The sequence below is a fragment of the Sphaerisporangium flaviroseum genome (assembly GCF_039537005.1).
Taxonomy (GTDB): domain Bacteria; phylum Actinomycetota; class Actinomycetes; order Streptosporangiales; family Streptosporangiaceae; genus Sphaerisporangium; species Sphaerisporangium flaviroseum.
The window spans coordinates 44997-66186 of record NZ_BAAAZR010000011.1 but is presented as its reverse complement, the minus strand read 5'-3'; the positions used below and the strand labels follow the sequence as shown (position 1 = coordinate 66186).

The window sequence follows — 21190 nt, the reverse complement described above, 5'->3', positions numbered from 1 at the left end:
ATCCGCCTCCAGCCCCTTCTTCTCCCCATCGACCACCCGCCGCTTCAACCGCTCCCACAAGGGAAGGGCGGCGAGTTCCTCGGCCCTGCCCGCCCGCATGGACGCCGTGTCGACCCCGTCGAACAGCTCCATGAATCGCTGCAGCGGGTCGTATCCCTCGCGGCGGCGGTCGTAGACCATGTCGAGCGCCACCTGGCGCTGCTCGTCGGGGATCCGCGCCATCGGCAAGATCTTCGAGGCGTGCACGATCGCCGAGTCCAGCCCCGCGTTCACGCACTCGTTCAGGAACACCGAGTTCAGCACGACGCGCGCCGCCGGGTTCAGCCCGAACGAGACGTTCGACAGGCCGGAGGTCGTCTGGACGTTCGGGTACCGTCGCTTCAGCTCGCGGATCGCCTCGATCGACTCCACCGCGTCGCGCCGGGTCTCCTCCTGGCCGGTGGCGATCGGGAAGGTCAGCACGTCGACGAGGATGTCCTCGACCTTCATGCCCCAGTTGGCGGTCAGGTCCTCGATCAGCCGCACCGCGACCCGGACCTTCCACTCGGCGGTGCGGGCCTGGCCCTCCTCATCGATGGTCAGCGCGACGACGCCCGCGCCGTGCTCCTTGACCAGCTTCATGATCTTCTGGAACCGGGAGCCGGGGCCGTCGCCGTCCTCGTAGTTCACCGAGTTGATCACGGCACGCCCGCCCAGCATCTCCAGGCCCGCCTCCAGCACGGCCGGCTCGGTGGAGTCGAGCACGATCGGCAGGGTGGAGGCGGTGGCGAAACGGAACGCCAGCTCCCTCATGTCGGCGACCCCGTCACGACCGACGTAGTCGACGCACAGGTCGAGCATGTGCGCACCACCGCGTGCCTGGTCGCGGGCCATCTCCACACAGTCGTCCCACTGCCCCGCCAGCATCGCCTCGCGGAACGCCTTGGAGCCGTTGGTGTTGCAGCGCTCGCCGATGGCCAGGTAGGAGGTGTCCTGCCGGAACGACACGTGCTGGTACAGCGAAGCGGCGCCCGCCTCGGGACGCGGGCGCCGCGCGGCGGGAACCTGGCCGCGCACCCGCTCGACCACCTGCCGCAGATGCTCAGGAGTGGTGCCACAGCACCCGCCCACCAGCGACAGCCCGTACTCGCGGGCGAAGCCCCCATGCGCCGCGGCCAGCTCATCGGGGGCCAGCGGGTAGTAGGCGCCGTCGGCGGTGAGCACCGGCAGGCCGGCATTGGGCATGCACGACAGCGGCAGGCGGCAGTGCTTGGCCAGGTAACGAAGGTGCTCGCTCATCTCGGCCGGCCCGGTCGCGCAGTTGAGCCCGATGACGTCGACGCCCCAGGGCTCGATCGCGGTCAGCGCGGCGCCGATCTCCGAACCCAGGAGCATCGCCCCGTTGGTCTCGATCGTCACCTGCGCGATGATCGGCACATCACGCCCGGCCGCGTGCACCGCCCGCTTGGCACCGATCACCGCCGCCTTGACCTGCAACAGATCCTGACAGGTCTCCACGATCAACGCATCGGCACCACCCGCGATCAGACCCGCCGCATTGTCACGATAGGCATCACGCAACGTCGCGTACGGCTTGTGACCGAGGGTCGGCAGCTTGGTGCCCGGACCCATCGACCCCAGCACGAACCGCGGCCGCTCGGCAGTCGACCAATGATCGGCCCGCTCACGCGCCAGCCGGGCCCCCGCCTCCGAGTACTCAAAGACACGGTCGGAGATGTCGTACTCCCCCAGCGCCGCCAGGTTGGCACCGAAGGTGTTGGTCTCCACACAATCGACGCCGACCTCGAAGTACGCATCGTGCACGGCCCGGACGATGTCAGGACGCGTGACGTTCAGCACCTCGTTGCATCCCTCGTGACCGTCGAAGTCGTCGAGGGTCGGATCGCAGGCCTGCAACATCGTTCCCATGGCCCCGTCGGCGACCAGGACACGCTGAGCCAGAAGATCGCGGAAGGTCGTCATGGTGTCTCCTAGACCGCCTGCCGCAGCGCCTCGGCCCGGTCGGCGCGCTCCCAGGAGAAGTTGGGCTCCTCGCGGCCGAAGTGGCCGTAGGCCGCGGTCTGGGAGTAGATCGGGCGCAGCAGGTCGAGGTCGCGGATGATCGCGGCCGGACGCAGGTCGAACACCGCGAGGATCGCCGCCTGGATCTTGTCCACCGCGACCTTCTCGGTGCCGAAGGTCTCCACGAACACGCCCACCGGGTGCGCCTTGCCGATGGCGTAGGCCACCTGCACCTCGGCGCGGTCGGCCAGCTCGGCCGCCACCACGTTCTTGGCCACCCACCGCATGGCGTAGGCGGCCGAACGGTCGACCTTGGAGGCGTCCTTGCCGGAGAACGCGCCGCCACCGTGACGGGCCATGCCGCCATAGGTGTCCACGATGATCTTGCGGCCGGTCAGCCCCGCGTCGCCCATCGGGCCACCGATCTCGAACCGGCCCGTGGGGTTCACCAGTAGGCGGTAGCCCTCGGTGTCGATCGCCAGGCCGTCCAGGATCGGGTCGACCACCTGCTCCTTGATGTCGGGCGCCAGCATGTCCACCAGGTCGATGCCGGCGGCGTGCTGGGTGGACAGCACCACGGTGTCGAGGCGGACCGGGCGGTCGCCGTCGTACTCGATGGTGACCTGGGTCTTGCCGTCGGGACGCAGGTAGGGGACCGTGCCGTTCTTGCGGACGTCGGACAGCCTGCGGGCCATGCGATGCGCCAGCGTGATCGGCAGCGGCATCAGCTCGGGGGTCTCGCGGCAGGCGTAGCCGAACATCAGGCCCTGGTCACCGGCGCCCTGGCGGTCGAGCTCGTCGGCGCCCTCGCCCTCACGGACCTCATAGGCGTCGTCGACGCCCTGGGCGATGTCGGGCGACTGCGCGCCGATGGACACCGACACACCACACGAGGCGCCGTCGAAGCCCTTGTGCGAGGCGTCGTAACCGATCTCCAGGATCCTGTCGCGGATGAGACCGGGGATGTCGACGTAGGTCTCCGTGGTCACCTCACCGGCGACATGGACCTGACCGGTCGTGATCATCGTCTCGACGGCCACGCGGCTCCTGGGGTCGCCCTTGAGCATGGCGTCGAGGATGGCGTCACTGATCTGGTCGGCGATCTTGTCCGGGTGGCCTTCGGTGACCGACTCGGACGTGAACAGGCGGCGGGACATCTTCACTCCTCGGATTCGTGGGCGCGAGCTCTGGGCCTCGCGTGGTGCGGAGCTTCGCCTCGGAAGCATTGTCGGCGGTCACGCTGGAGAATCCGCCGAGGATCTCAGCGAACCACCGGTCGAGCGGTGAGGTGGGCCCGGCGATCCGGCCCGGAGCACCTGCGGCGGTGTTGGGGGAGGTGTCCAGGTCCCGGCCGGCGCGGCGCTTCCGGCGGGAACGGGCCAATGGGGGATACGGAGCCGATAGCGAGAAATCACCTTTCACCGCGGGGTGCGCGCCGGGGCACGGCCGCGCCACCGAGCGGATTCACCGCCATCTCGTTCTCATTCATTCCGATATTCCAGCCGGTAATGCGGAGCGCCATTAGGTTGACGCGACCGATCCAGGACCGTGATTATCTCCGCTTCCGCGGCCATGCCCTCTCCTTCGGATCGACACCTCGCCCAATGCCTGGTCATGACCCCATTCCGGCCGGCGTCCGGCCCGCGCGCGTGAAAAGCAAGAGCCATCGTGCGAATGGCGCTCGCGCGATGGCCCTTGCCCGCGTGGGGAACTTGCTGCGAAGGAAACCACCGACCAGGGACACCACCTCATCATGCCGCTACAATCCGTTCCAATCTCGATTGATTCGATGCTAGACCGGCCCGGAACCCCCCTGAAACCCCTGCACGACCCCTACAGTCGAGGCCGCCGGATAGGCCGGTTATCGGGCGCGGGCGGCCTTCCACCGCGACGGTGACCGTGGTTCCGCGTCGTCTCCCGCGCGTCGCCCACCCTGGCGCGAGGCCGTCTTCCACCGTGTCGGCGCCCCCGTCCCAGGGCGGTGACCTGCGAGGACAGCGCGCTCTCGGACACTTACCAGCAAACAGTACATTGGACTACATAAGGCGATATTTTCTCATACCACAACGGACTTCCCAGACAGGCTTTTGAGTGGGTAAATACCCACCTGGCTCCTGTGGCCACACAGTTGTACTATATGGGCATTACTTGTAGGGGGATCAAGGAGGCACAACCAGGACCACACGCCTCCGCCGCGCGTCTCAGCAGGCGATTCACGCCGTCGGCCGCAAAGCCCGGACCGCCTGAGGTGACGTACCTGATACTTGTCTCAGCAGAGCTGGGTTCGTGAAGACTTCCGGATGTGTCCGTAGGTTTTCTGGCAAGGAGTTAGCAGGTGGAGTTCCGGATTCTGGGTCCACTTGAGGTGATCGCGGACGCCGAACGGCTCGACGTCGGTGGAGCGCGGCAGCGCATCACCCTGGCCATCCTCATGCTCGACGCCAACCGCCTGGTGACCGTTGACCGTCTCGCCGAAGCCATCTACGGCGAGCAGTTGCCTCCCACCGCGCGAGCCCAGGTGCAGATCTGCATCTCGTCGCTGCGGCGGCTCTTCGCCGCCCACGGCGCCCCCGACACCATCGCCACCCATTCCCGCGGCTACATTCTCCGCGTCGGCGACGGCCAGCTCGACGCGCAGCGGTTCGAGGCCCTGACCGCCGAGGCACGCCGCGCCCGCAACGCCGGCAATCTGGAGGAGGCCGTGACGAAGTACCGCACGGCCCTCAAGATGTGGCGCGGCGACGAGGCCCTGCAGGGAATCGAGAGCAGGCCGGTGCAGGCGTCGGCGAGCAGGCTCACCGAAGAGCGGATCACCACGAACGAGGACTGCATCAACCTGGAGCTGGAGCTCGGACGGCACCAGGAGCTGGTCGGGGAGCTCACCAGCCTCATCGAGGAGTATCCCCTGCGCGAGCGGCTGCGCGGCCAACTGATGCTGGCGCTCTACCGCTCGGGCCGCAGGGCCGAGGCGCTCCAGGTGTACCGGCTCGCCAGGGAGACGATGATCGAGGAGCTGGGCATCGAGCCCAACGAGCAGCTCCAGCGCCTCGAGCACGCGATCCTCACCGCCGACGAAAGCCTCGAGCCGCCGGTCCAGGCGACCAAGGTCCCTGTCGAGCCGCCGCCCGCGGCCGCGCCCCCGCCCGTGCCGTTCCTGCTGCCCAGCGCGATCGCCGACTTCACCGGCCGCACCAAACAGGTCGACGCCATCGAACGGGAGCTCGCGCTCGCCTCCGAGGATCCCACCCGTTTCGCCGTGCCGATCGTCATCGTGGCCGGGAAGGGCGGCATCGGCAAGACCACCGTCGCCGTGCACACGGCCCACATGGTCGCCGAGCGGTTCCCCGACGGCCAGCTGTTCGCCGACCTGCACGGCGGGGCGTCCCGGCAGGTCAGCCCCATGCACGTGCTCGAACGGTTCCTGCGCGCGCTCGGCGTGCCGGGGAACGCGATGCCGGAAGGGCTCGAAGAGCGCGCGGAGATGTACCGCGCGCTGCTCGCCGACCGCAGGACCTTGGTCGTGCTGGACGACGCGGCCACCGAGAGCCAGGTCCTGCCCCTGCTTCCCGGCACCCGGATGTCCGCGGTGCTCATCACCAGCCGCAGCCGGCTCGCCGGGCTCGCCGGGGCCATCCATGTCGACATGGACGTCTTCGACAGCGACCAGTCGATGGAGCTCCTCTCGCGCATCGCCGGTACCGTGCGGGTGCGATCCGAGGTGAGCGCCGCCAAGGAGCTGGCGGAGCTGTGCGGGCAGCTGCCGCTCGCGCTGCGCATCGCCGGGGCCCGGCTGTCCGCCCGTCCGCACTGGAGCATCGAGCAGCTCGTGAGCCGTCTTGAGGACGAGACCCGCCGGCTCGACGAGCTGAACCACGGCGACATGGGGATCCGCGCGAGCATCTCCCTGACGTACGAGAGCGTCGGCGAGGAGGCCAGGCGGCTGTTCCGGCGGCTGGCGATCCTCGACACCGGCCACTTCTCGGTCTGGATGGGAGCCGCGCTCCTCGACCGGCCCTTCGCCGAGGCCGCGGACCTGTTCGACGAGCTGGCCGACGCCCAGCTCATCGAGACGGCCGGCGGCTACGGCTTGCACAGCCTGTACAACTTCCACGACCTGATCCGGGTCTTCTCCCGCGAGCGCCTCGCCGCCGAGGAGACCCCCGCGGAGCGCAAGGTCGCCCTCGAACGCGTGCTGGGCGCCCTGCTCTTCCTGACCGAGGCCGCGCACCGGCGGGAGTACGGCGGCGAGTACATCCAGATCCACAGCGACGCCCCCCGCTGGCCGCTCCCGGAAAGGCTGGTCGCGTCCCTGGTCGCCGAGCCGCTCCCCTGGTACGAGCGCGAGCGTCCGCTTCTGGTGTCGGGCATACGCCAGGCGGCGCAGGCCGGGTTCGTCGATCTCTCCTGGGACCTCGCGATCAGCGCGGTGACGCTGTTCGAGTCCCGGGTCTACCTCGACGACTGGCGCGAGACCCACGAGACGGCGCTGGCGGCCGTACGCCAGGCCTCGAACGTCCGCGGCGAGGCCGCGATGCTCTACTCGCGAGGCGTCCTCCACATCACCGAGAAGCGGTTCCCCGAGGCACGGCAGGACTTCGAGGAGGCGACCCGGCTCTTCACCGGCATCGGCGACGACCAGGGCACCGCCCTGGTGCTCCGCAACATCGCCTTCCTCGACAGGATGAGCGGCGACGTCGATCAGGCGACGGCCCACTACGAGCGCGCGCTCGCGATGTTCGAGCGCATGGGAGACCAGGTCGCCTCCGCCTACGTGCTGCACAACCTGGCCCAGCTCCGGCTCGACGCCGGGGACCCGGAGGCGGCCAGCGCCCTGCTGTCCGATGCGCTGGCTCTCAGCCGCGACGGCGGCAGCAGAAGGGTGGAGACCCAGGTGCTCCACCGCATGGGGGACACCTACCTGGCGTGGAACGAGCCCGATCTCGCGGCGGACATCTTCGACACCGCGCTCGGCATGGTGCGCGACATCGGCGACCCGGTCGGAGAGGCGTACATCCTCACCGGGCTCGGCATCGCCCGGCTCCGGCAGGGCCAGACCGCGCGGGCGGAGAACGCCCTGCGCGACGCCGTACGGCTGGCCAGGACCACGGGCGACCGGCTCCCCGAGGCGCGTTCCCTGCTCGGGCTGGGCGAACTGGCCCTCGCGTGCGAGGACGCCGGGCATGCCGTCATGCACTTCGAGCAGGCGCTGAGCCTGTTCCGGTCGATTCGCACGCCGATGTACGAGGCGCGCACGCTGATCATGCTGGCCGAAGCACGGGCCATGGTGGAGTCCGAAGGACGGATGGGCGAGTCCGGAGAGCTGGTCGGCTGAGCCGGGCATCCGGCGGCGCGACGCCTCCGGCTTACCGGAATAGTCCGTATGCCGGGATGGGCGACTGATTTGCCGGCGCCATACGGTATTTCACGGCGCCGTTTCGGCCGGGTGTTGAGATGCCATGAAACACCCGGATCAGCTGACAGCGCATCTCGCAGAGAGCTATTCTCAAGGGCGCGGGTGGATTCACCGGGCCAGTGCGCGCCGATCCCGTGACAATCCCCAAGGTGCTTTTCAGCGCTTCCACCTGCGGCGATGACGATTTTCGCATCTGCGGAGCGATTCTGCAGGCACTCCCCCCGCGAGAACCCTTACTCGCCCGATGCCTGCCCTAGCCGGCCCGGTACCGCGCCCGAGAAAGATTCGCGTTGATTACTCGCGGAACTGCGGCGTCGATACGATTGAGGGCGTGACCGCTACCCGAGTGAGCGACAAAAGGTGCCCCGAAGCCGGTGTTGCCGATTTCGCCGTTTCCGCCGTTTCCGCCGGCCGGGTGATCGCCGAGAGCCCGACATCCCGCCCGCCGACCGGCGGGCGAGCGCGGGCAGGCGACGCGCGCGGGGGGTCCCTCACAGGTCGCGAGGCATGATGATCAAGTCGATCCTGCCCGATTTCGTGGTGGCCGCCGACGTCTTCGCCGACTCGCCCGAGCCCGTCCTGTTCCCGGAAGAGGAACTCGCGATCATCCACGCGGACGAGAAGCGGCGCGCGGAGTTCAGCACGGCGCGGGTGTGCGCCCATGACGCGTTGCGCAAGCTCGGCATGCGTCCGAGCCCCGTGCTTCCCGGGCTCCGCGGAGAACCCCAGTGGCCACCGGGCGTGGTCGGCAGCATCACCCACTGCGCCGGCTACCGAGGGGCCGTCCTCGGCATCTCCTCCAAGGTGACGACCATCGGCATCGACGCCGAGCCGAACCAGACGCTGGTGCACGGCGTCCTCGACGCCATCTCGCTGCCCGAGGAGCGCGACAGCCTGCGCAGGCTCGCCGCGCAGCACCCCCGCGTCCACTGGGACCGCCTGCTCTTCAGCGCCAAGGAGTCGGCGTACAAGGCGTGGTTCCCGCTCACCAAGCGGTGGCTCGACTTCGAGGACGTGCTGATCACCATCGACCCCGTGAACGGCACCTTCTCGGCGTGGCTGCGGGTCAACGGGCCGCAGGTGCGCGGGCAGCGCATCACGGCCTTCTCCGGCCGCTGGGTCGTCGACACCGGCCTGATCCTGACGGCGATCGTCGTCCCCAGCCCGGGACGGGCCGGCCTGGCCCGGCCCGCAACGCATCGATCCGCCGGCCACGGCCGCAGCGCGTATGTCAACGGCGCCACCATCCGCTGACCTGTCCTTGCCTGATCCGTGACGGGCACCGGCGCGGGCCGGTGCGGCGCTTTGGCGCCCGCGGCGCGGCGGCCCGGCCACGGGACAGCCCTTGATCGAATGTACGTACGAATGTCTCACGTATACTCGGAGCATGACGGCTCCATTCCAGGGCTCATTGCTCGACCTGTGCGAGGAAGCCGGTCCCGGCCCCCTCGGGTCGACGGTGAGACGGACCGTTCTCGCTCACGGGGCCTGGGTCGACGTCCGTCCCGGCTGGATCGCCGGCGCTGACGCGCTGTTCGACCGATTGATGCAGGTTGTGCCATGGCGTGCCGAGAGGCGGCACATGTATGACCGCATCGTCGACGTCCCCCGGCTGCTGAAGTTCTACGACCAGGGCGAGGAGCTTCCCGATCCCCTGCTGCGGCAGGCCAAGGAGGCACTCGACGCCCACTACGCCGCGGAGCTGGGCGAGCCGTTCCGCACGGCCGGCCTGTGCCTCTACCGCGACGGGCACGACAGCGTCGCCTGGCATGGCGACCGGATCGGGCGCGGCGGCTCCGAGGACACCATGGTCGCGATCATCTCGATCGGCACGCCCCGCGGCCTCCTGCTGCGCCCACGCGGTGGCGGCACGACCCTGCGTCACGACCTCGGCCACGGCGACCTCCTGGTGATGGGCGGCAGCTGCCAGCGCACCTGGGAGCACGCCATCCCCAAGAGCACCCGGGTCACCGGCCCGCGCATCAGCATCCAGTTCCGCCCCCGGGGAGTCCGCTGACCTCCCCGGCCTCCACCAGGCGCCCGTTACATCGAAGGCGCCCACCGGCGGTTCATCGCCAGGCGCCCGCGGTCTGCCTGGTCAGCGGTCCTTGGCGCCGGCCGGATTGCCGTCGGCGTCGTAGGAGATCCACTCTCCGGACTGCTTGCCCGCGACGTACTCCCCCACGTCGTACAGCTCCCCGCCGGGGTGGTACCTCTTCCACACGCCGCTCTGCTCCCCGCCCGTGAACTCGCCGGTCTGCAGGAGGTTCCCGCTCTCGCGGTACCACGTCCACCGCCCTTCGAGCCTGCCGGCGGTGTACCGGCCGATGGCCTTCAGCCTCCCGTTGCGGAAGTAGTACTTCCACTCGCCGCACTTCTCGCCGTCCACGTAGTCACCGGCCGCCGACAGCTTCCCGTCGCGAAAGCGCTCCTCCGCCGGCCCGGATCGGGGCAGGTCCTCGCCCGTGTCGTCCATAGCCATAGGCACCATCCACTTTTCCGCCGTCTCTGAGTCCGTCCCGCGCGCGACCGCCCGTACGAGGGGGGCGGTTCGCGGCCGGGCCACATCTTCTCGCGACTCCGGCCGTACGCGCGGGTGAACTCGCCTTGAGGTCATCGATCCACGGGACCGGCGGCGGGGCCGCCGGGCGATGAGGTGACGGGGACGCCGTCTCCGGCCACCTGCCGGACACCGGCCATGGCCTCCTTGAGCCTCACGCGATCCACGTCGGCGACCAGCCCGCTGATGCGGATGACGTGACCGGCGTCGGTGATCGCGTACTCGTGCCGGGGGCCGTTCGTGCGATACCAGCCGACCTCGTCGAACTCGCACAAGATGGGCGCGGTCACCGGCCCGGCGTCGTGGAGGGGCGACTCCTGGCACACGTCGTCGCCGAAGGCGCCCCGATCGACCCCGAACCACACCTGCCTGCCCTCGGAGGAGTAGTAGAACGTCTGGAACCCCTCGTCCTTGTACACGCTCATGGACTGCTCGGCCAGCTCGTACCCCGGCAGATCGACCAGGTAGACCGAATCAGGCGCCACCCCCTGGGCCCGGAGGTCTTCGAGCCGTTCGCGGCTGAGCGCCACGCCGCCGCCACAGCCCGAAAGGAACCCGACCCCGAGCGACGCGAGGAGGACCGCTCGTCGCATCACGCTCTCACTGTCTCGCAGGACGGGCGCGCGTTCCAGGAGTTCCGCCACCCGTCACTCCAGCCCTTCCGCGCCGGGCCCCAGGTGGACGCCGCGTCACCCGCCGGTGGGGCCGCCGTCCTGGCGTTCGCGGGCCGCCATGACCTGCGGCATCTCGCCTTCGAGCCATTCGATGAGGTCGAGCAGGCGCCGGGACGCCTCGCGGCCGAGGGGGGTCAGGCTGTATTCGACCTTGGGCGGGATCGTCGCCTGCGCCTCGCGGTGGACGAGGCCGTCGCGCTCGAGAGCCTGCAGGGTCTGGGCGAGCATCTTCTCGCTGACGCCGTCCACCCGGCGGCGCAGGGCGTTGAAGCGGTAGGTGCCCTCGCCGAGAGCCGCCATGGCGAGGATGCCCCACCGGCTGGTGATGTGCTCCATGGTCTCGCGAGAGGGGCATCCGCGCGCGAACACATCGAAGATGATCTGCCCGTGTTCGTCGCCCGCGATCGTCGCCTGGTCTTCCATGCTCTCCAGCTTACGTTCTCACCGCACTGTGGCGAAAGGATGTGCTAGCTACCGTGGTTGTACTTTCTAAAAGTTAGTACTAACCTGATGCCGAACCTCTGACTCTGGAGTACTAAAATGATCGTTGTCACCGCGGCCACCGGACACCTCGGCCGCCTCGTCGTCGAACGCCTGCTGGAGACCACTCCCGCCGACCAGATCGTGGCCGCCGTACGGAACCCGGAGAAGGCCGCCGGCCTCGCCGCGCGCGGGGTAGGCGTCCAGGAGGCGGACTACGACAGGCCGGAGACGCTGAAGTCCGCCTTCTCCGCCGGCGACCGCGTCCTGCTGATCTCCAGTGACTCCGTGGGAGACCGGCTGCCGCAGCACAAGGCCGTCGTCGACGCCGCCGCCGAGGCCGGAGTCGCGCTGATCGCCTACACCAGCGTGCTGCACGCCGATACCACCCCCCTGGCACTGGCCCCCGACCACAAGGCCACCGAAGAGCACATCCGCGCCTCGGGGATCCCGTTCACGTTCCTGCGCAACGGGTGGTACACCGAGAACTACGCGGCGGCCGCCGCCCAGGGGGCCGAGCACGGCACGATCGTGGGCAGTGCCGGTGAGGGCCGCATCGCCAGCGCCACCCGCGCCGACTACGCGGCCGCCACGGCGGCCGTCCTGACCGGTGAGGGCCACGAGAACACGATCTACGAGCTGTCCGGTGACACCGCGTGGAGCATGCCCGAGCTGGCGGCGGAGGTCTCCGCGCTCTCCGGCAGGCCGGTGACCTACCAGGACCTCCCGCGCGAGGAGTACGAGCGGATCCTGATCGGCGCCGGCCTGCCCGAGCCCGCCGCCGCCATGTACGCCGGCATCGACCTCGACATCGCGCGGGGACACCTCGGCCACACCAGCGGCCACCTCAGCGAGCTGGCCGGGCGTCCCACCACCCCGCTGCGCGACGCGCTGGCCGCCATCCTGAAGCAGGCCTGACCGTCTCCGGTGGCCACCGAGCCCGCGCCCTGCGTGGCCACCGGGAACCGGTCAGTCGAGTGCGCCGAGCGTGATGCCCTCGATGATGTGGCGCTGCGCCGCGACCGCGACCAGCAGCACCGGGACGATGGTGATGAGCGACGCCGCCATGATCAGGTTGTACTGCGTGGTGAACTGGCTCTGGAACACCGACAGCCCCTGGGACAGGACGGCCATCTCGGTGGTGTTCACCACGATCAGCGGGAACAGGAAGTTGTTCCAGTTCTGCAGGAACAGGATGATGGCGAGCGCGGCGATGACCGGCCGCGCCAGCGGGGCGTACACGTTCCAGAAGACCCGCAGCTCCGAGGCGCCGTCGATGCGGGCCGCCTGCCCCAGCTCCCGTGGCGTGCCGAGGAAGAACTGGCGGAACAGGAAGGCGCCCAGCGCCGAGGCGATGTTCGGGACGATCAGGCCCTGGTAGGTGTTCAGCCAGTGCAGGTCGCCGAGGAGCTGGGACATGGGCACGATGATCGCGCTGAACGGCACCATCAGGCCGCTCAGCGCCACCAGGAAGAGCCACCGTTTGGCCGGGAAGTCCAGCATCGCGAACGCGTATCCCGCCAGCAGCCCGCTCGCTAGCTGACCCGCGGTGGCGGCCACGCCGAAGATCGCGGTGTTGAGGTACCAGCGGCCGAACGGCGCCTGTGACAGGGCCCGCCCGATGTTGGACCACTGGGGCTGTTCCGGCCACAGCGGCGCGGCGGGATTGATGATCTCGGCGTCGGTCTTCAGCGCGCTCACCGCCATCCACACCAGCGGGAAGGCCACGACGAGAACGGCCAGGGCGAGCAGCAGGTAGACCACCGAGCGGCGGGCGATCAGGCTAGCGGGCACGGTCGACCCGCCCGAGCAGCCAGATCTGCGTGATCGTGATCAGCAGGGACAGCAGGAACAGCGCGACGCCCATGGCGTTCGCCCGGCCGGTGTCGAATTGGACGAACCCCTCGTTGTAGACGTAGTAGAGCGCGGTCTGGGTGGCGCCGTCCGGCCCGCCCTGGGTGAGCACGTAGATCTGGGTGAACGTCTGGAGACCGGTGAGCGTCGTCACCACCCAGATCAGCAGGGTGTGCCTGCGCATCATCGGCCACTGGACGTGGACGAACCTGCGCCAGGCGCCGGCTCCGTCGACGCTTGCCGCGTCGAGGACGTCGCCGGGCACCGACTTCAGGGCGGCCACGTAGAGGATGACGTTCTGTCCGAAGAACTGCCACGCGCCGAAGGTCAGCACCGCGACCAGCGCCGGTCCTGGGGACGACAGGAAGTCGGCCTGCGGCAGGTGGACGGCGCTCAGCAGCCTGTTGATCAGCCCGAACCGCGGCGCGAACATGTTGGCCCAGATCAGCGCCGTGGCGACCACCGGCACGACGAGAGGGATCACGAACGGCGCCCGGATCCGGGCCACGCCGGGCGCCTTCGAGTTGAGCAGCAGCGCGAGCCCGAGGCCCACCCCCATCGTCAGCAGGATGAACCCCACGGTGTAGACGCCGGTCACGCCCAGCGCGTGGCCGCCGCCCTCCGCCATCATCTGCTCGTAGTTGTCGAGGCCGACGAACCGCGGCGAGGTGTCGAACACCCCGCCGCTGTACAGGCTGCGCCAGAGGAGCATCGCGAGCGGGACCAGGGAGAACAGCACGGTGAGCACGACGGTGGGCGCCACGAAGGCGTACGCGAGCGCCCAGGTGCGGTGGCGCTGCCGCATCAGCCGAGTTTCTTCAGCGCCGCGTCTCCCTCTCGCGCCGCCTCGGCCAGCGCCTCGGCGGGGGTCTTCCGTCCTTTCAGAGCCGCGTTGATCTCCGTCCAGAGGCTCTGGGAGATCGCGTTGTAGGCCGGGGTGATCGGGCGGACCTTGCCGGTCTTCTCCGCCTCGGCGAACACGGGATAGGTGGGGTTGTCGGCGATGTGGTCCTTCAGCACCTGCTGTTCGAGCTGGGCCGGGTCGGAGGGCAGGCCGCCGTTCTTGACCGCCAGGGCGGCGCCCTGCTCGGGGGTCGACAGGAACTTCAGGAACGCGAGACCGGCCTTCTCGGCCTGCGCGTCGGTCTTCAGCAGCGCCGCCACGCCGATGCCCATGCTGGTCGAGGTGCCGGCGGCGCCCTTGGGCATCGGGGCCACGCCGAACTCCACACCCGCCTTCTCGAACGTCGGCACCGCCCACTGGCCGTTGACGATCATCGCGACCGTGCCGCTGGCGAACGCGGGCGCCCCGTCGAAGCTGCCCGCCTGGGCGTAGCTGGTGCCGGGCGCCGCCTTGGACTTGATGAGGTCGACCCAGGTCGTCAGCGCCTTCACCCCCGCGGGGCTGTTGAAGGCGGTCGCCGTGCCGTCGCCGTTCAGGAAGGATCCGCCTTCGGCGTACAGCATCGGCGCCCACGCGAAGGAGATCCACTCCGCCTCGCCGAGGGGCACGTAGAAGCCGTACTTGTTCTTGCCCGGATCGGACAGCTTCTTCGCGGTGGCCACGAGGTCGGTCCACGTCTCGGGCGGTTCCGCGATCCCCGCGTCGGCGAAGGCCTTCTTGTTGTAGAACAGCACGATGTCGCCCACGCCGGCCAGGGCCATGCCGAGCTGGTGGCCCTTGTAGAAGAGCGACTCCTTGATGCCCGGATAGAGGGCGTCGGTCTCGGCGGTCAGCTTGCCGTCGAGCGGAATGAGCTTCCCGCTCTGGGCGATCACCGGGAGGTCGGAGGGGTTCTGGGTGAGGAGCACCGTGGGGTGGGTGCCGTTCTTGAGCGCCGAGATGACCTTGGGAAGGTACTGGTCGGAGCTGGCGATGTACTGGCCCTTGGCGTGCAGGCCGGGATGGGCCTTGGCGAAGGCCGCGTCGATCTCCGCGATCTGGTCGGGCTGCCAGCCGCTGGTCCAGTAGGTGAACGTGCCGCCGGCCGCGCCGGAGCCGCCACCGGCACCCGAACCAGCCGGCTCGCTGGAGCCGCCGCACGCGGCGACGGCGGAGACAAGGCCGAGCGCTATCGCGCCGGCGGCGACCCTCTTCCTGATCATCATGTGTGTCGTCGCTCCCTGGAGCTGCCACATGGCGCGTAGCGCGCCTGACCGAAACCCGTCGTCGCTGAGTCAGTGGATCATAATAACCTAGCTAAATAGTAGGTAAATATCTCCCCGTGTCGTCCCAAGCGATGACTTCTTATCCCGCTCTTTCCAGAAGAAACCCGATCACTAAAGCGCTGACGCCCTCGAGCCGGACGTGTACCGGCCCTGCAGTCATCCGCAAGAAGATTCCAAGGCCCACGCGGTTACCTGAGGGCGTTGCAAGACGACCTCAGGGAGAGACACATGCGCACTCTTGTCCGACGCGCCGCCACGACCATTGCCGCGATCGCCATCGCCGGCACGGCGATCGCCGCCACCAGCGCCCCCGCCAGCGCCATGGCGCCCGAGTGGTACCGCTGCTACATCAGCGGACACGGCTGGATGTGGTGCATGGACGTGTAAGCCGGTCCGGCAGGATCAGAACGCGGCGGGCTCACGATCACACATGTGATCGTGAGCCCGTTCCGCTTTGAGAGCCAGATCACGGTGTCGGCATGGGTTACAGCAGATCGCGGACCTCGGGATGCCCGAAGGAGTCGAAGATCCATCCGGGAGTGGACGCGATCGCCGCCACCTGCCGGCCCAACTCGAGTCGTGCGGGCGAAGTGGGTTCCTGTGGTGGGAGACGGGTACGCGAGAGAACTGACCGCCCGGAGCCGAGCTGAAGGACGGCTACCAACCACCGGGTCTGCCGCAAGGCGACCCGCTGACACTGATTAGGACCCGCCCATGCCCAACCGGCAGCGCGTCGTCATCGTCGGCGGAGGATTCGCGGGTTACACCGCGGCACGCCGCCTGTCCCGCCTGGCCAAGGGAGCGATCGAGATCGTCCTGGTCAATCCGACCGACTACTTCCTCTACCTTCCCCTCCTGCCGGAGGTGGCGGCGGGGATCCTCGACCCGCGCAAGGTGGCCATACCGCTGGCGGGGATCTGCCGCGGCGTCCGTCACCTGCTGGCGAGCGTCGACAAGGTGGACATCGAGGGACGCCGGGTCGAATGCACCGACGCCGAGGGCAACCACCGCGAGCTCGGCTACGACCGCCTGGTGATCGCGGTCGGCAGCGTCAACAAGCTGCTGCCCGTGCCGGGGGTGGCCGAGCACGCCCATGGGTTCCGCAGCATCGCCGAGGCGCTGTACCTGCGTGACCACCTCATCCGCCAGATCGAGCTCGCCGAAGCCACCGACGACCCCAAGGAGCGGAAGGCGCGCTGCACCTTCGTGGTGGTCGGCGCCGGCTACACCGGCACCGAGGTCGCGGCCCAGGGGCAGCTGCTCACGCTGGACACCAAGCGCCGCAGGTCCCTGCCGGACGATCAGTCCATCCGCTGGGTGCTGGTCGACAAGGCCCCGCGCATCCTTCCCGAGCTGAACGAACGCCTTTCCCGTACGGCACACCGCACCCTGGCCGAACGCGGCGTCGAGATCCGCACCGGCACCACGGTGGCCGAGGCCTCCGCCGACGGTGTGCGGCTGTCCGACGGGGAGTTCGTGCCGACCCGCTCGCTGATCTGGTGCGTCGGCGTCGGGCCCGACCCGCTCGTGGAGTCGCTGGGGCTGGCGACCAAGAAGGGCCGGCTTCTCGTCGACGAGTACCTGACCGTGCCGGGCCATCCGGAGATCTTCGCCTGCGGCGACGCGGCGGCGGTTCCCGACCTCACCCGCCCGGGCGAGTACACCGCGATGACCGCCCAGCACGCGAGCCGCCAGGGCAAGCGCGCGGCCGACAACGTCGCGGCGTCGTACGGCCGCGGGGAGCGGCGCCCGTACCGGCACAGCGACCTTGGCTTCGTGGTCGACCTCGGAGGCCTGAAGGCCGCCGCCAACCCGCTCGGCGTCCCGCTGTCCGGCCTGCCGGCCAAGGTGGTGACGCGCGGCTACCACCTGCTCGCCGTCCCCGCCGGCCGTACGCGCATCGCCGGCAACTGGCTCCTGGACGCCGTGCTGCCCCGCCAGACCGTGCAGCTGGACCTCGTGCGGAGCAAGGCCGTCCCCCTCACCTCTGACACCCCTGAACGGCCTCACGGGACCGCCGGGTGACGCCGTCTCGGGGCCCGCGCACCGGCTGACCAGCGGCCTCTCGCCGCCTTGGTTCACCGTCCCCATCGGTGGTAGTAGGGCGGGATGCCTGACGATGATCACCGCGAAGGAATCCTGGTGGGGACGGCGTCGTGGACCGACAAGAGCCTGCTGTCCTCCGGCTGGTATCCGCAGGATGTGCACACCCCGGCCGAGCGGCTCGCCTTCTACGCGTCGCGTTTCCCGCTCGTCGAGGTCGACGCGACCTACTACCACCCGCCGTCCATACGCACCGTCGAGGCCTGGCGCGACCGGACCCCCCCGGACTTCACCTTCAACATCAAGGCGTTCTCGCTGCTGACCCAGCACCCGACCCGGGCGCAGGCGCTCTACAAGGACCTGCGCGAGAGGCTCGGCGCGTCCCAGGGAACGCTCTACCTGCGCGACGTCGGCCAGGAGATCGCCGAGGAGGTCTGGAAGCGCTTCGTCACGACGCTGCTCCCGCTGCACGAGGCGGGAAAGCTGGGCGCCATCCTGTTGCAGTTCCCGCCGTGGTTCCCCCCTGGCGCCCGGAGCAGGGAGTACATCCTCGACTGCGTCAGGCGCTGCCTGCCGATGCGGGCCTGCGTCGAGTTCCGCAACGCCGCGTGGATGACCGAGGAGCGCCGCGAGGACACCCTGGGGTTCCTGGCCGCGCACGGCATCCCGTACGTGAACGTCGACATGCCTCAGGGGCACCCATCCTCCATCCCACCCGTGGTCGCCAGGACCGCCGACCTGGCCGTCGTCCGCTTCCACGGCCATTCCGCCAAGTGGACCAGCAAGATCATCGAGGAGCGTTTCGGCTACCTCTACTCGGAGGAGGAGCTGGGCAAGTGGGCGGCCGAGATCGACGACCTGGCCAGGCGCGTACAGGGGGTGCACGTGCTCATGAACAACTGCTGCGCCGACAACGCCCAGCGCAACGCCGCCCAGCTCACCGCCCTGCTGGAAGGCATGGACGCCCCGGTGGTACGGCCCGGCCGTGACGGCCTTGACGCCGCACAGGCCTTGACCTTACTCTCCACTGAACAAGTCCAGACAGGTAGGTTCCATGGCCGGTGAGCAGGGTGAACAGGTGGACGGCGTGGTCGGCGGCGCCCGGCGGCTCGGCATCGAGGTGCACGGGCTCGACGTGATCAGTGACGCCGAGCGCAAGGGCCGTCCGAGACAGCTCTTCTGGCCGTGGTTCGGCGCCAACGTCTCGATCCTCGGGCTGAGCTATGGCTCGTTCGCCCTCGGCTTCGGCATCTCGTTCTGGCAGGCGCTGACGGCCGGGGTCATCGGCATCCTGTTCTCCTTCCTGCTGTGCGGCTTCGTCGCCGTGGCGGGCAAGCGCGGCTCGGCTCCGACCATGGTGCTGAGCCGGGCGGCGTTCGGGGTCCGGGGCAACCGCCTGCCGTCCACGATCTCGTGGATGCTCACGCTCGGCTGGGAGACGGTGCTCACCGCCCTGGCGACGCTGGCGACCGCGACCGTCTTCGACCGGCTCGGCTGGGGAGGCGGCACCTCCACCAAGGTGACCGCCCTGATCGTCGTCACGCTGCTGATCATCGCGGGCGGCGTCATGGGCTTCGACCTGATCATGCGCATGCAGACGGTCATCACGATCGTCACGGGCGTGCTGACGGTGGTCTACATCTTCCTGGTCGCCGGCCACATCCACTGGGACGCCGTCGCGGCGGTCCCCGGCGGCTCGGCGCAGCAGTTCATCGGCGCGCTGGTCTTCATGATGACCGGGTTCGGCCTCGGCTGGGTGAACGCCGCCGCCGACTACTCGCGCTACCTGCCGAGACGGTCGTCGAGCGCCGGAGTGGTGGGCTGGACCACGTTCGGGGCCTCCCTGGCGCCGCTGGTGCTCCTCGTGTTCGGGCTGCTGCTGGCCGGGTCGTCCACCGGGCTGAACGAGGCCATCGAGATCGACCCGATCGGTGCGCTGACCACCATCCTGCCCACCTGGTTCCTCATCCCCTTCGCGGCCGTGGCGGTCCTCGGCCTGGTCGGCGGCGCCGTCCTCGACATCTACTCCTCCGGCCTCGCGCTGCTGGCCGCCGGGTTGCGGGCGCCGCGCTACATCGCCGCCCTGATCGACGGCGTGCTCATGGTGGCGGGCACGGTGTACATCGTCTTCATCGCCGACAACTTCCTCGGCCAGTTCATCGGCTTCCTGACCACGCTCGGCGTCCCGATCGCCGCGTGGTGCGGTGTCATGCTGGCCGATGTCGCGCTGCGCCGCCGTGACTACGACGACATCGACCTCTACCGCCCCTCAGGGCGATACGGAGACCTCCGGCCGCTGCCCGTCGCGGTCATCGTCGTCAGCACCGCCATCGGGTGGGGGCTGGTGACCAACACGGCCGCGAGCTGGCTGGGCTGGCAGGGCTACCTGCTCGGGCCGCTCGGGCTGGGTGGCAAGGACGGCTCGTGGGCCTTCGCCAACCTGGGAGTGCTGCTCGCGCTCGTCCTCGGGTTCGCCGTCACCTGGCTGTTCAACCGGCCGGCCGTCCGGGCGCAGGAACAGGCCACTCCGGCCGATCACGGACCGACCCCCACCTCGGTGACCCGGCCATGACCGTCCCCCCTCTCAAGCACCAGCGCATCACCGTCGAGCTGGAGAGGGAGATCCGTTCCGGCCGGGTCCCCCGCGGGGCGCGGCTTCCCGGCGAGATGTCGCTCGCCCGGCGCTTCGGGGTCAGCCGCAGCACCGTCCGTACCGCCCTGGCGGAGCTGAGCGAGGCGGGGCTGATCGCCACACGCACGGGCAGGGGGTCGTTCGTCCTGTTCGACGGCCGTCCGCTGGACACCCGGCCGGGCCTGGCCCGCGCGCTGGCCGCCAAGGGCGTCGAGTCGCGGGTCCGGACACTCGGCATCACCGCCACCCGGGACGACGAGCTCGCCGCGCGCCTGGACCTCGGATCACCCGAGGTCATCGCCATCGAGCGGGTGCGGGAGACCGGCCCTGGATCCGTGATCGCGTACGAGCGCAGCTGTGTCCCCGCGGTCGCGTGCCTGGCCGAGCTGCCGGCCCGGGGCCTGGAAGGGGAGTCGCTGACCGAGGCGCTCCTGCGCGCCAGGCTGTACGCCGCCCACGGCGAGCAGAGGTTGTGCGGGCGCCGCCTCGACCACCGCGAGGCGGCACTGCTCGAACGCGAGCCCGGTGAGTGGTTCCTCAGCACCGAGCGCACGAGCTGGACGGCCGACGGCCGCTTCGTCGAGCACGTGAACAGCCTGCTGGACCCCGAACACTTCCAGCTCTACCAATCGTTCAACGAGAACGCCCCATGACCGCCTACCGAGGGTCTCAGGTGTCCACGGAGCCGCCGCTGCGCCAGTAGACGTTGTTCTCCCTGCTGAGCAGGCTCTCGTCGACGAGGTGGCGGCGCAGCGCGGCGTAGTCGTCGTGGAAGGCGCGCAGAGCGACGTTGACGTCCTTCTCGGCATAGCGGACGCCGGGCTCGAAGACCCGCGCGATGTAGTCGAGCACGACCAGCCGCTTCTCGCGCCGCGACGGGATCGCCCGGAGCCGTCCTTCGACGAGGAAGTTCTGGATGACCCTGTCCTCGGCGGACACCGGAGCGACCGGTCTGGCGGTGGCGTGCAGCAACTCGCGGAACCGCTCCCGCCTGACCTGCCAGCCGTCCTCGGCCCGCACGGCGAGGCCGCCACGTTCGAGCCGGTCGAGCGCGCGTCGTACGGTGTCCTGGTCGAGCCCGCAGTCCTCCGCCTTGCCGTGCAGGACCAGAGCGGACAGGACGCGCAGAGTGTCGTCCTGATAGAGCAGTCCGAGGACCCGCCTGATCTCTAGCTCACTCATGATCTCCAGCCAATCGACACGAATCTGGCCCCGAGGGCTCGGCCCTCCCGGTCATGCCCTTCCTTCCGAGACCGCGCGGTTCGAACTTCGGGCTGGAATTCACCCTAGTACCGGCCCTGGATTGATCTTCGATGTCGGACCAAGACAACCGCGCCCCCACACGACACGGCTCCGCAGGATGT

18 protein-coding genes are annotated in these 21190 nt (G+C 69.4%); 9 read left to right on the top strand and 9 right to left on the bottom strand.

Annotated features, from left to right (window positions below; all coding sequences use genetic code 11):
* Nucleotides 1–1962: homocysteine S-methyltransferase family protein (locus tag ABD810_RS22335; protein ID WP_344943579.1), on the bottom strand; the 1962-nt coding region annotated here is incomplete at its 3' end.
* An 8-nt stretch (nt 1963–1970) separates the two neighbouring features.
* A complete protein-coding gene (gene metK / locus ABD810_RS22330) occupies nt 1971–3158 on the bottom strand; it encodes a methionine adenosyltransferase (protein ID WP_344943576.1) in 1188 nt (395 codons plus the stop codon).
* Nucleotides 3159–4336: 1178 nt separating this feature from the next.
* Between metK and ABD810_RS22325 the strand changes: the two genes are divergently transcribed.
* From ABD810_RS22325 to ABD810_RS22315, 3 genes are all read left to right on the top strand, one after another.
* The gene (locus ABD810_RS22325) at nt 4337–7333 is read left to right on the top strand and encodes an AfsR/SARP family transcriptional regulator (protein ID WP_344943573.1); all 2997 of its coding nucleotides are present in this window, start codon (nt 4337–4339) and stop codon (nt 7331–7333) included.
* A gap of 588 nt (nt 7334–7921) precedes the next feature.
* Entirely contained in the window at nt 7922–8668 is a 747-nt protein-coding gene (locus ABD810_RS22320) for a 4'-phosphopantetheinyl transferase family protein (protein WP_344943570.1), read from the top strand.
* A 133-nt stretch (nt 8669–8801) separates the two neighbouring features.
* Nucleotides 8802–9431 carry an alpha-ketoglutarate-dependent dioxygenase AlkB gene (locus tag ABD810_RS22315; protein ID WP_344943567.1) on the top strand — a complete coding sequence of 210 codons (630 nt, stop codon included), beginning with the start codon at nt 8802–8804 and terminating at the stop codon, nt 9429–9431.
* Nucleotides 9432–9512: 81 nt separating this feature from the next.
* On the opposite strand, the gene ABD810_RS22310 is transcribed toward ABD810_RS22315, so the two are convergent.
* The 3 genes from ABD810_RS22310 to ABD810_RS22300 form a co-directional block, all read right to left on the bottom strand.
* Nucleotides 9513–9896, bottom strand: coding sequence for a toxin-antitoxin system YwqK family antitoxin (locus ABD810_RS22310; protein WP_344943565.1), 384 nt, complete (start codon nt 9894–9896; stop codon nt 9513–9515).
* 131 nt (nt 9897–10027) lie between these two features.
* Entirely contained in the window at nt 10028–10567 is a 540-nt protein-coding gene (locus ABD810_RS22305; RefSeq protein WP_344943562.1) for a hypothetical protein, read from the bottom strand.
* A 96-nt stretch (nt 10568–10663) separates the two neighbouring features.
* Nucleotides 10664–11071 carry a winged helix-turn-helix transcriptional regulator gene (locus ABD810_RS22300; RefSeq protein ID WP_344943559.1) on the bottom strand — a complete coding sequence of 136 codons (408 nt, stop codon included), beginning with the start codon at nt 11069–11071 and terminating at the stop codon, nt 10664–10666.
* A gap of 117 nt (nt 11072–11188) precedes the next feature.
* Between ABD810_RS22300 and ABD810_RS22295 the strand changes: the two genes are divergently transcribed.
* Nucleotides 11189–12046 carry an SDR family oxidoreductase gene (locus tag ABD810_RS22295; RefSeq protein ID WP_344943557.1) on the top strand — a complete coding sequence of 286 codons (858 nt, stop codon included), beginning with the start codon at nt 11189–11191 and terminating at the stop codon, nt 12044–12046.
* Nucleotides 12047–12097: 51 nt separating this feature from the next.
* Here ABD810_RS22295 and ABD810_RS22290 read toward each other — a convergent pair whose 3' ends face one another.
* Genes ABD810_RS22290 through ABD810_RS22280 form a run of 3 tightly spaced genes read right to left on the bottom strand, consistent with a single transcriptional unit; the run spans nt 12098 to nt 15091 of the window.
* Nucleotides 12098–12922 carry a carbohydrate ABC transporter permease gene (locus tag ABD810_RS22290; RefSeq protein ID WP_344943555.1) on the bottom strand — a complete coding sequence of 275 codons (825 nt, stop codon included), beginning with the start codon at nt 12920–12922 and terminating at the stop codon, nt 12098–12100.
* Nucleotides 12912–13787, bottom strand: coding sequence for a carbohydrate ABC transporter permease (locus ABD810_RS22285; protein WP_344943552.1), 876 nt, complete (start codon nt 13785–13787; stop codon nt 12912–12914). Before ABD810_RS22285 ends, ABD810_RS22290 begins: the two co-directional genes overlap by 11 nt.
* Nucleotides 13787–15091: an extracellular solute-binding protein gene (locus ABD810_RS22280; RefSeq protein ID WP_344943549.1), complete on the bottom strand. Its 1305-nt coding sequence runs from the start codon at nt 15089–15091 to the stop codon at nt 13787–13789. The genes ABD810_RS22285 and ABD810_RS22280 overlap by 1 nt, the downstream gene beginning before the upstream one ends.
* A 288-nt stretch (nt 15092–15379) precedes the next feature.
* Here ABD810_RS22280 and ABD810_RS22275 point away from each other — a divergent pair, with 288 nt between their 5' ends.
* The 5 genes from ABD810_RS22275 (at nt 15380) to ABD810_RS22255 (ending at nt 20479) form a co-directional block, all read left to right on the top strand.
* On the top strand, nt 15380–15538 hold the full coding sequence (locus ABD810_RS22275) for a hypothetical protein (protein ID WP_344943546.1): 159 nt from the start codon (nt 15380–15382) through the stop codon (nt 15536–15538).
* Between the two features lie 327 nt (nt 15539–15865).
* On the top strand, nt 15866–17176 hold the full coding sequence (locus ABD810_RS22270; protein WP_344943543.1) for an NAD(P)/FAD-dependent oxidoreductase: 1311 nt from the start codon (nt 15866–15868) through the stop codon (nt 17174–17176).
* Nucleotides 17177–17260: 84 nt separating this feature from the next.
* Nucleotides 17261–18259, top strand: a complete 999-nt coding sequence (locus ABD810_RS22265; RefSeq protein ID WP_344943540.1) for a DUF72 domain-containing protein — start codon at nt 17261–17263, stop codon at nt 18257–18259.
* A complete protein-coding gene (locus ABD810_RS22260) occupies nt 18249–19766 on the top strand; it encodes a purine-cytosine permease family protein (protein WP_344943537.1) in 1518 nt (505 codons plus the stop codon). Before ABD810_RS22265 ends, ABD810_RS22260 begins: the two co-directional genes overlap by 11 nt.
* Nucleotides 19763–20479 (top strand): GntR family transcriptional regulator, encoded by a 717-nt coding sequence (locus tag ABD810_RS22255; RefSeq protein ID WP_344943535.1) that lies wholly within the window; start codon nt 19763–19765, stop codon nt 20477–20479. The genes ABD810_RS22260 and ABD810_RS22255 overlap by 4 nt, the downstream gene beginning before the upstream one ends.
* Before the next feature lie 16 nt (nt 20480–20495).
* On the opposite strand, the gene ABD810_RS22250 is transcribed toward ABD810_RS22255, so the two are convergent.
* Entirely contained in the window at nt 20496–21008 is a 513-nt protein-coding gene (locus tag ABD810_RS22250; protein ID WP_344943532.1) for a DUF2087 domain-containing protein, read from the bottom strand.
* Between the last annotated feature and the right edge of the window lie 182 nt (nt 21009–21190).

Excerpts from the sequence above, each read along its gene's own strand:
- metK (WP_344943576.1), bottom strand. The coding sequence starts at position 3,158 with ATGTCCCGCCGCCTGTTCACGTCCGAGTCGGTCACCGAAGGCCACCCG.
- ABD810_RS22320 (WP_344943570.1), top strand. The coding sequence starts at position 7,922 with ATGATGATCAAGTCGATCCTGCCCGATTTCGTGGTGGCCGCCGACGTC.
- ABD810_RS22315 (WP_344943567.1), top strand. The coding sequence starts at position 8,802 with ATGACGGCTCCATTCCAGGGCTCATTGCTCGACCTGTGCGAGGAAGCC.
- ABD810_RS22310 (WP_344943565.1), bottom strand. The coding sequence starts at position 9,896 with ATGGCTATGGACGACACGGGCGAGGACCTGCCCCGATCCGGGCCGGCG.
- ABD810_RS22305 (WP_344943562.1), bottom strand. The coding sequence starts at position 10,567 with ATGCGACGAGCGGTCCTCCTCGCGTCGCTCGGGGTCGGGTTCCTTTCG.
- ABD810_RS22300 (WP_344943559.1), bottom strand. The coding sequence starts at position 11,071 with ATGGAAGACCAGGCGACGATCGCGGGCGACGAACACGGGCAGATCATC.
- ABD810_RS22295 (WP_344943557.1), top strand. The coding sequence starts at position 11,189 with ATGATCGTTGTCACCGCGGCCACCGGACACCTCGGCCGCCTCGTCGTC.
- ABD810_RS22285 (WP_344943552.1), bottom strand. The coding sequence starts at position 13,787 with ATGCGGCAGCGCCACCGCACCTGGGCGCTCGCGTACGCCTTCGTGGCG.
- ABD810_RS22280 (WP_344943549.1), bottom strand. The coding sequence starts at position 15,091 with ATGATGATCAGGAAGAGGGTCGCCGCCGGCGCGATAGCGCTCGGCCTT.
- ABD810_RS22275 (WP_344943546.1), top strand. The coding sequence starts at position 15,380 with ATGCGCACTCTTGTCCGACGCGCCGCCACGACCATTGCCGCGATCGCC.
- ABD810_RS22270 (WP_344943543.1), top strand. The coding sequence starts at position 15,866 with ATGCCCAACCGGCAGCGCGTCGTCATCGTCGGCGGAGGATTCGCGGGT.
- ABD810_RS22265 (WP_344943540.1), top strand. The coding sequence starts at position 17,261 with ATGCCTGACGATGATCACCGCGAAGGAATCCTGGTGGGGACGGCGTCG.
- ABD810_RS22260 (WP_344943537.1), top strand. The coding sequence starts at position 18,249 with ATGGCCGGTGAGCAGGGTGAACAGGTGGACGGCGTGGTCGGCGGCGCC.
- ABD810_RS22255 (WP_344943535.1), top strand. The coding sequence starts at position 19,763 with ATGACCGTCCCCCCTCTCAAGCACCAGCGCATCACCGTCGAGCTGGAG.
- ABD810_RS22250 (WP_344943532.1), bottom strand. The coding sequence starts at position 21,008 with ATGAGTGAGCTAGAGATCAGGCGGGTCCTCGGACTGCTCTATCAGGAC.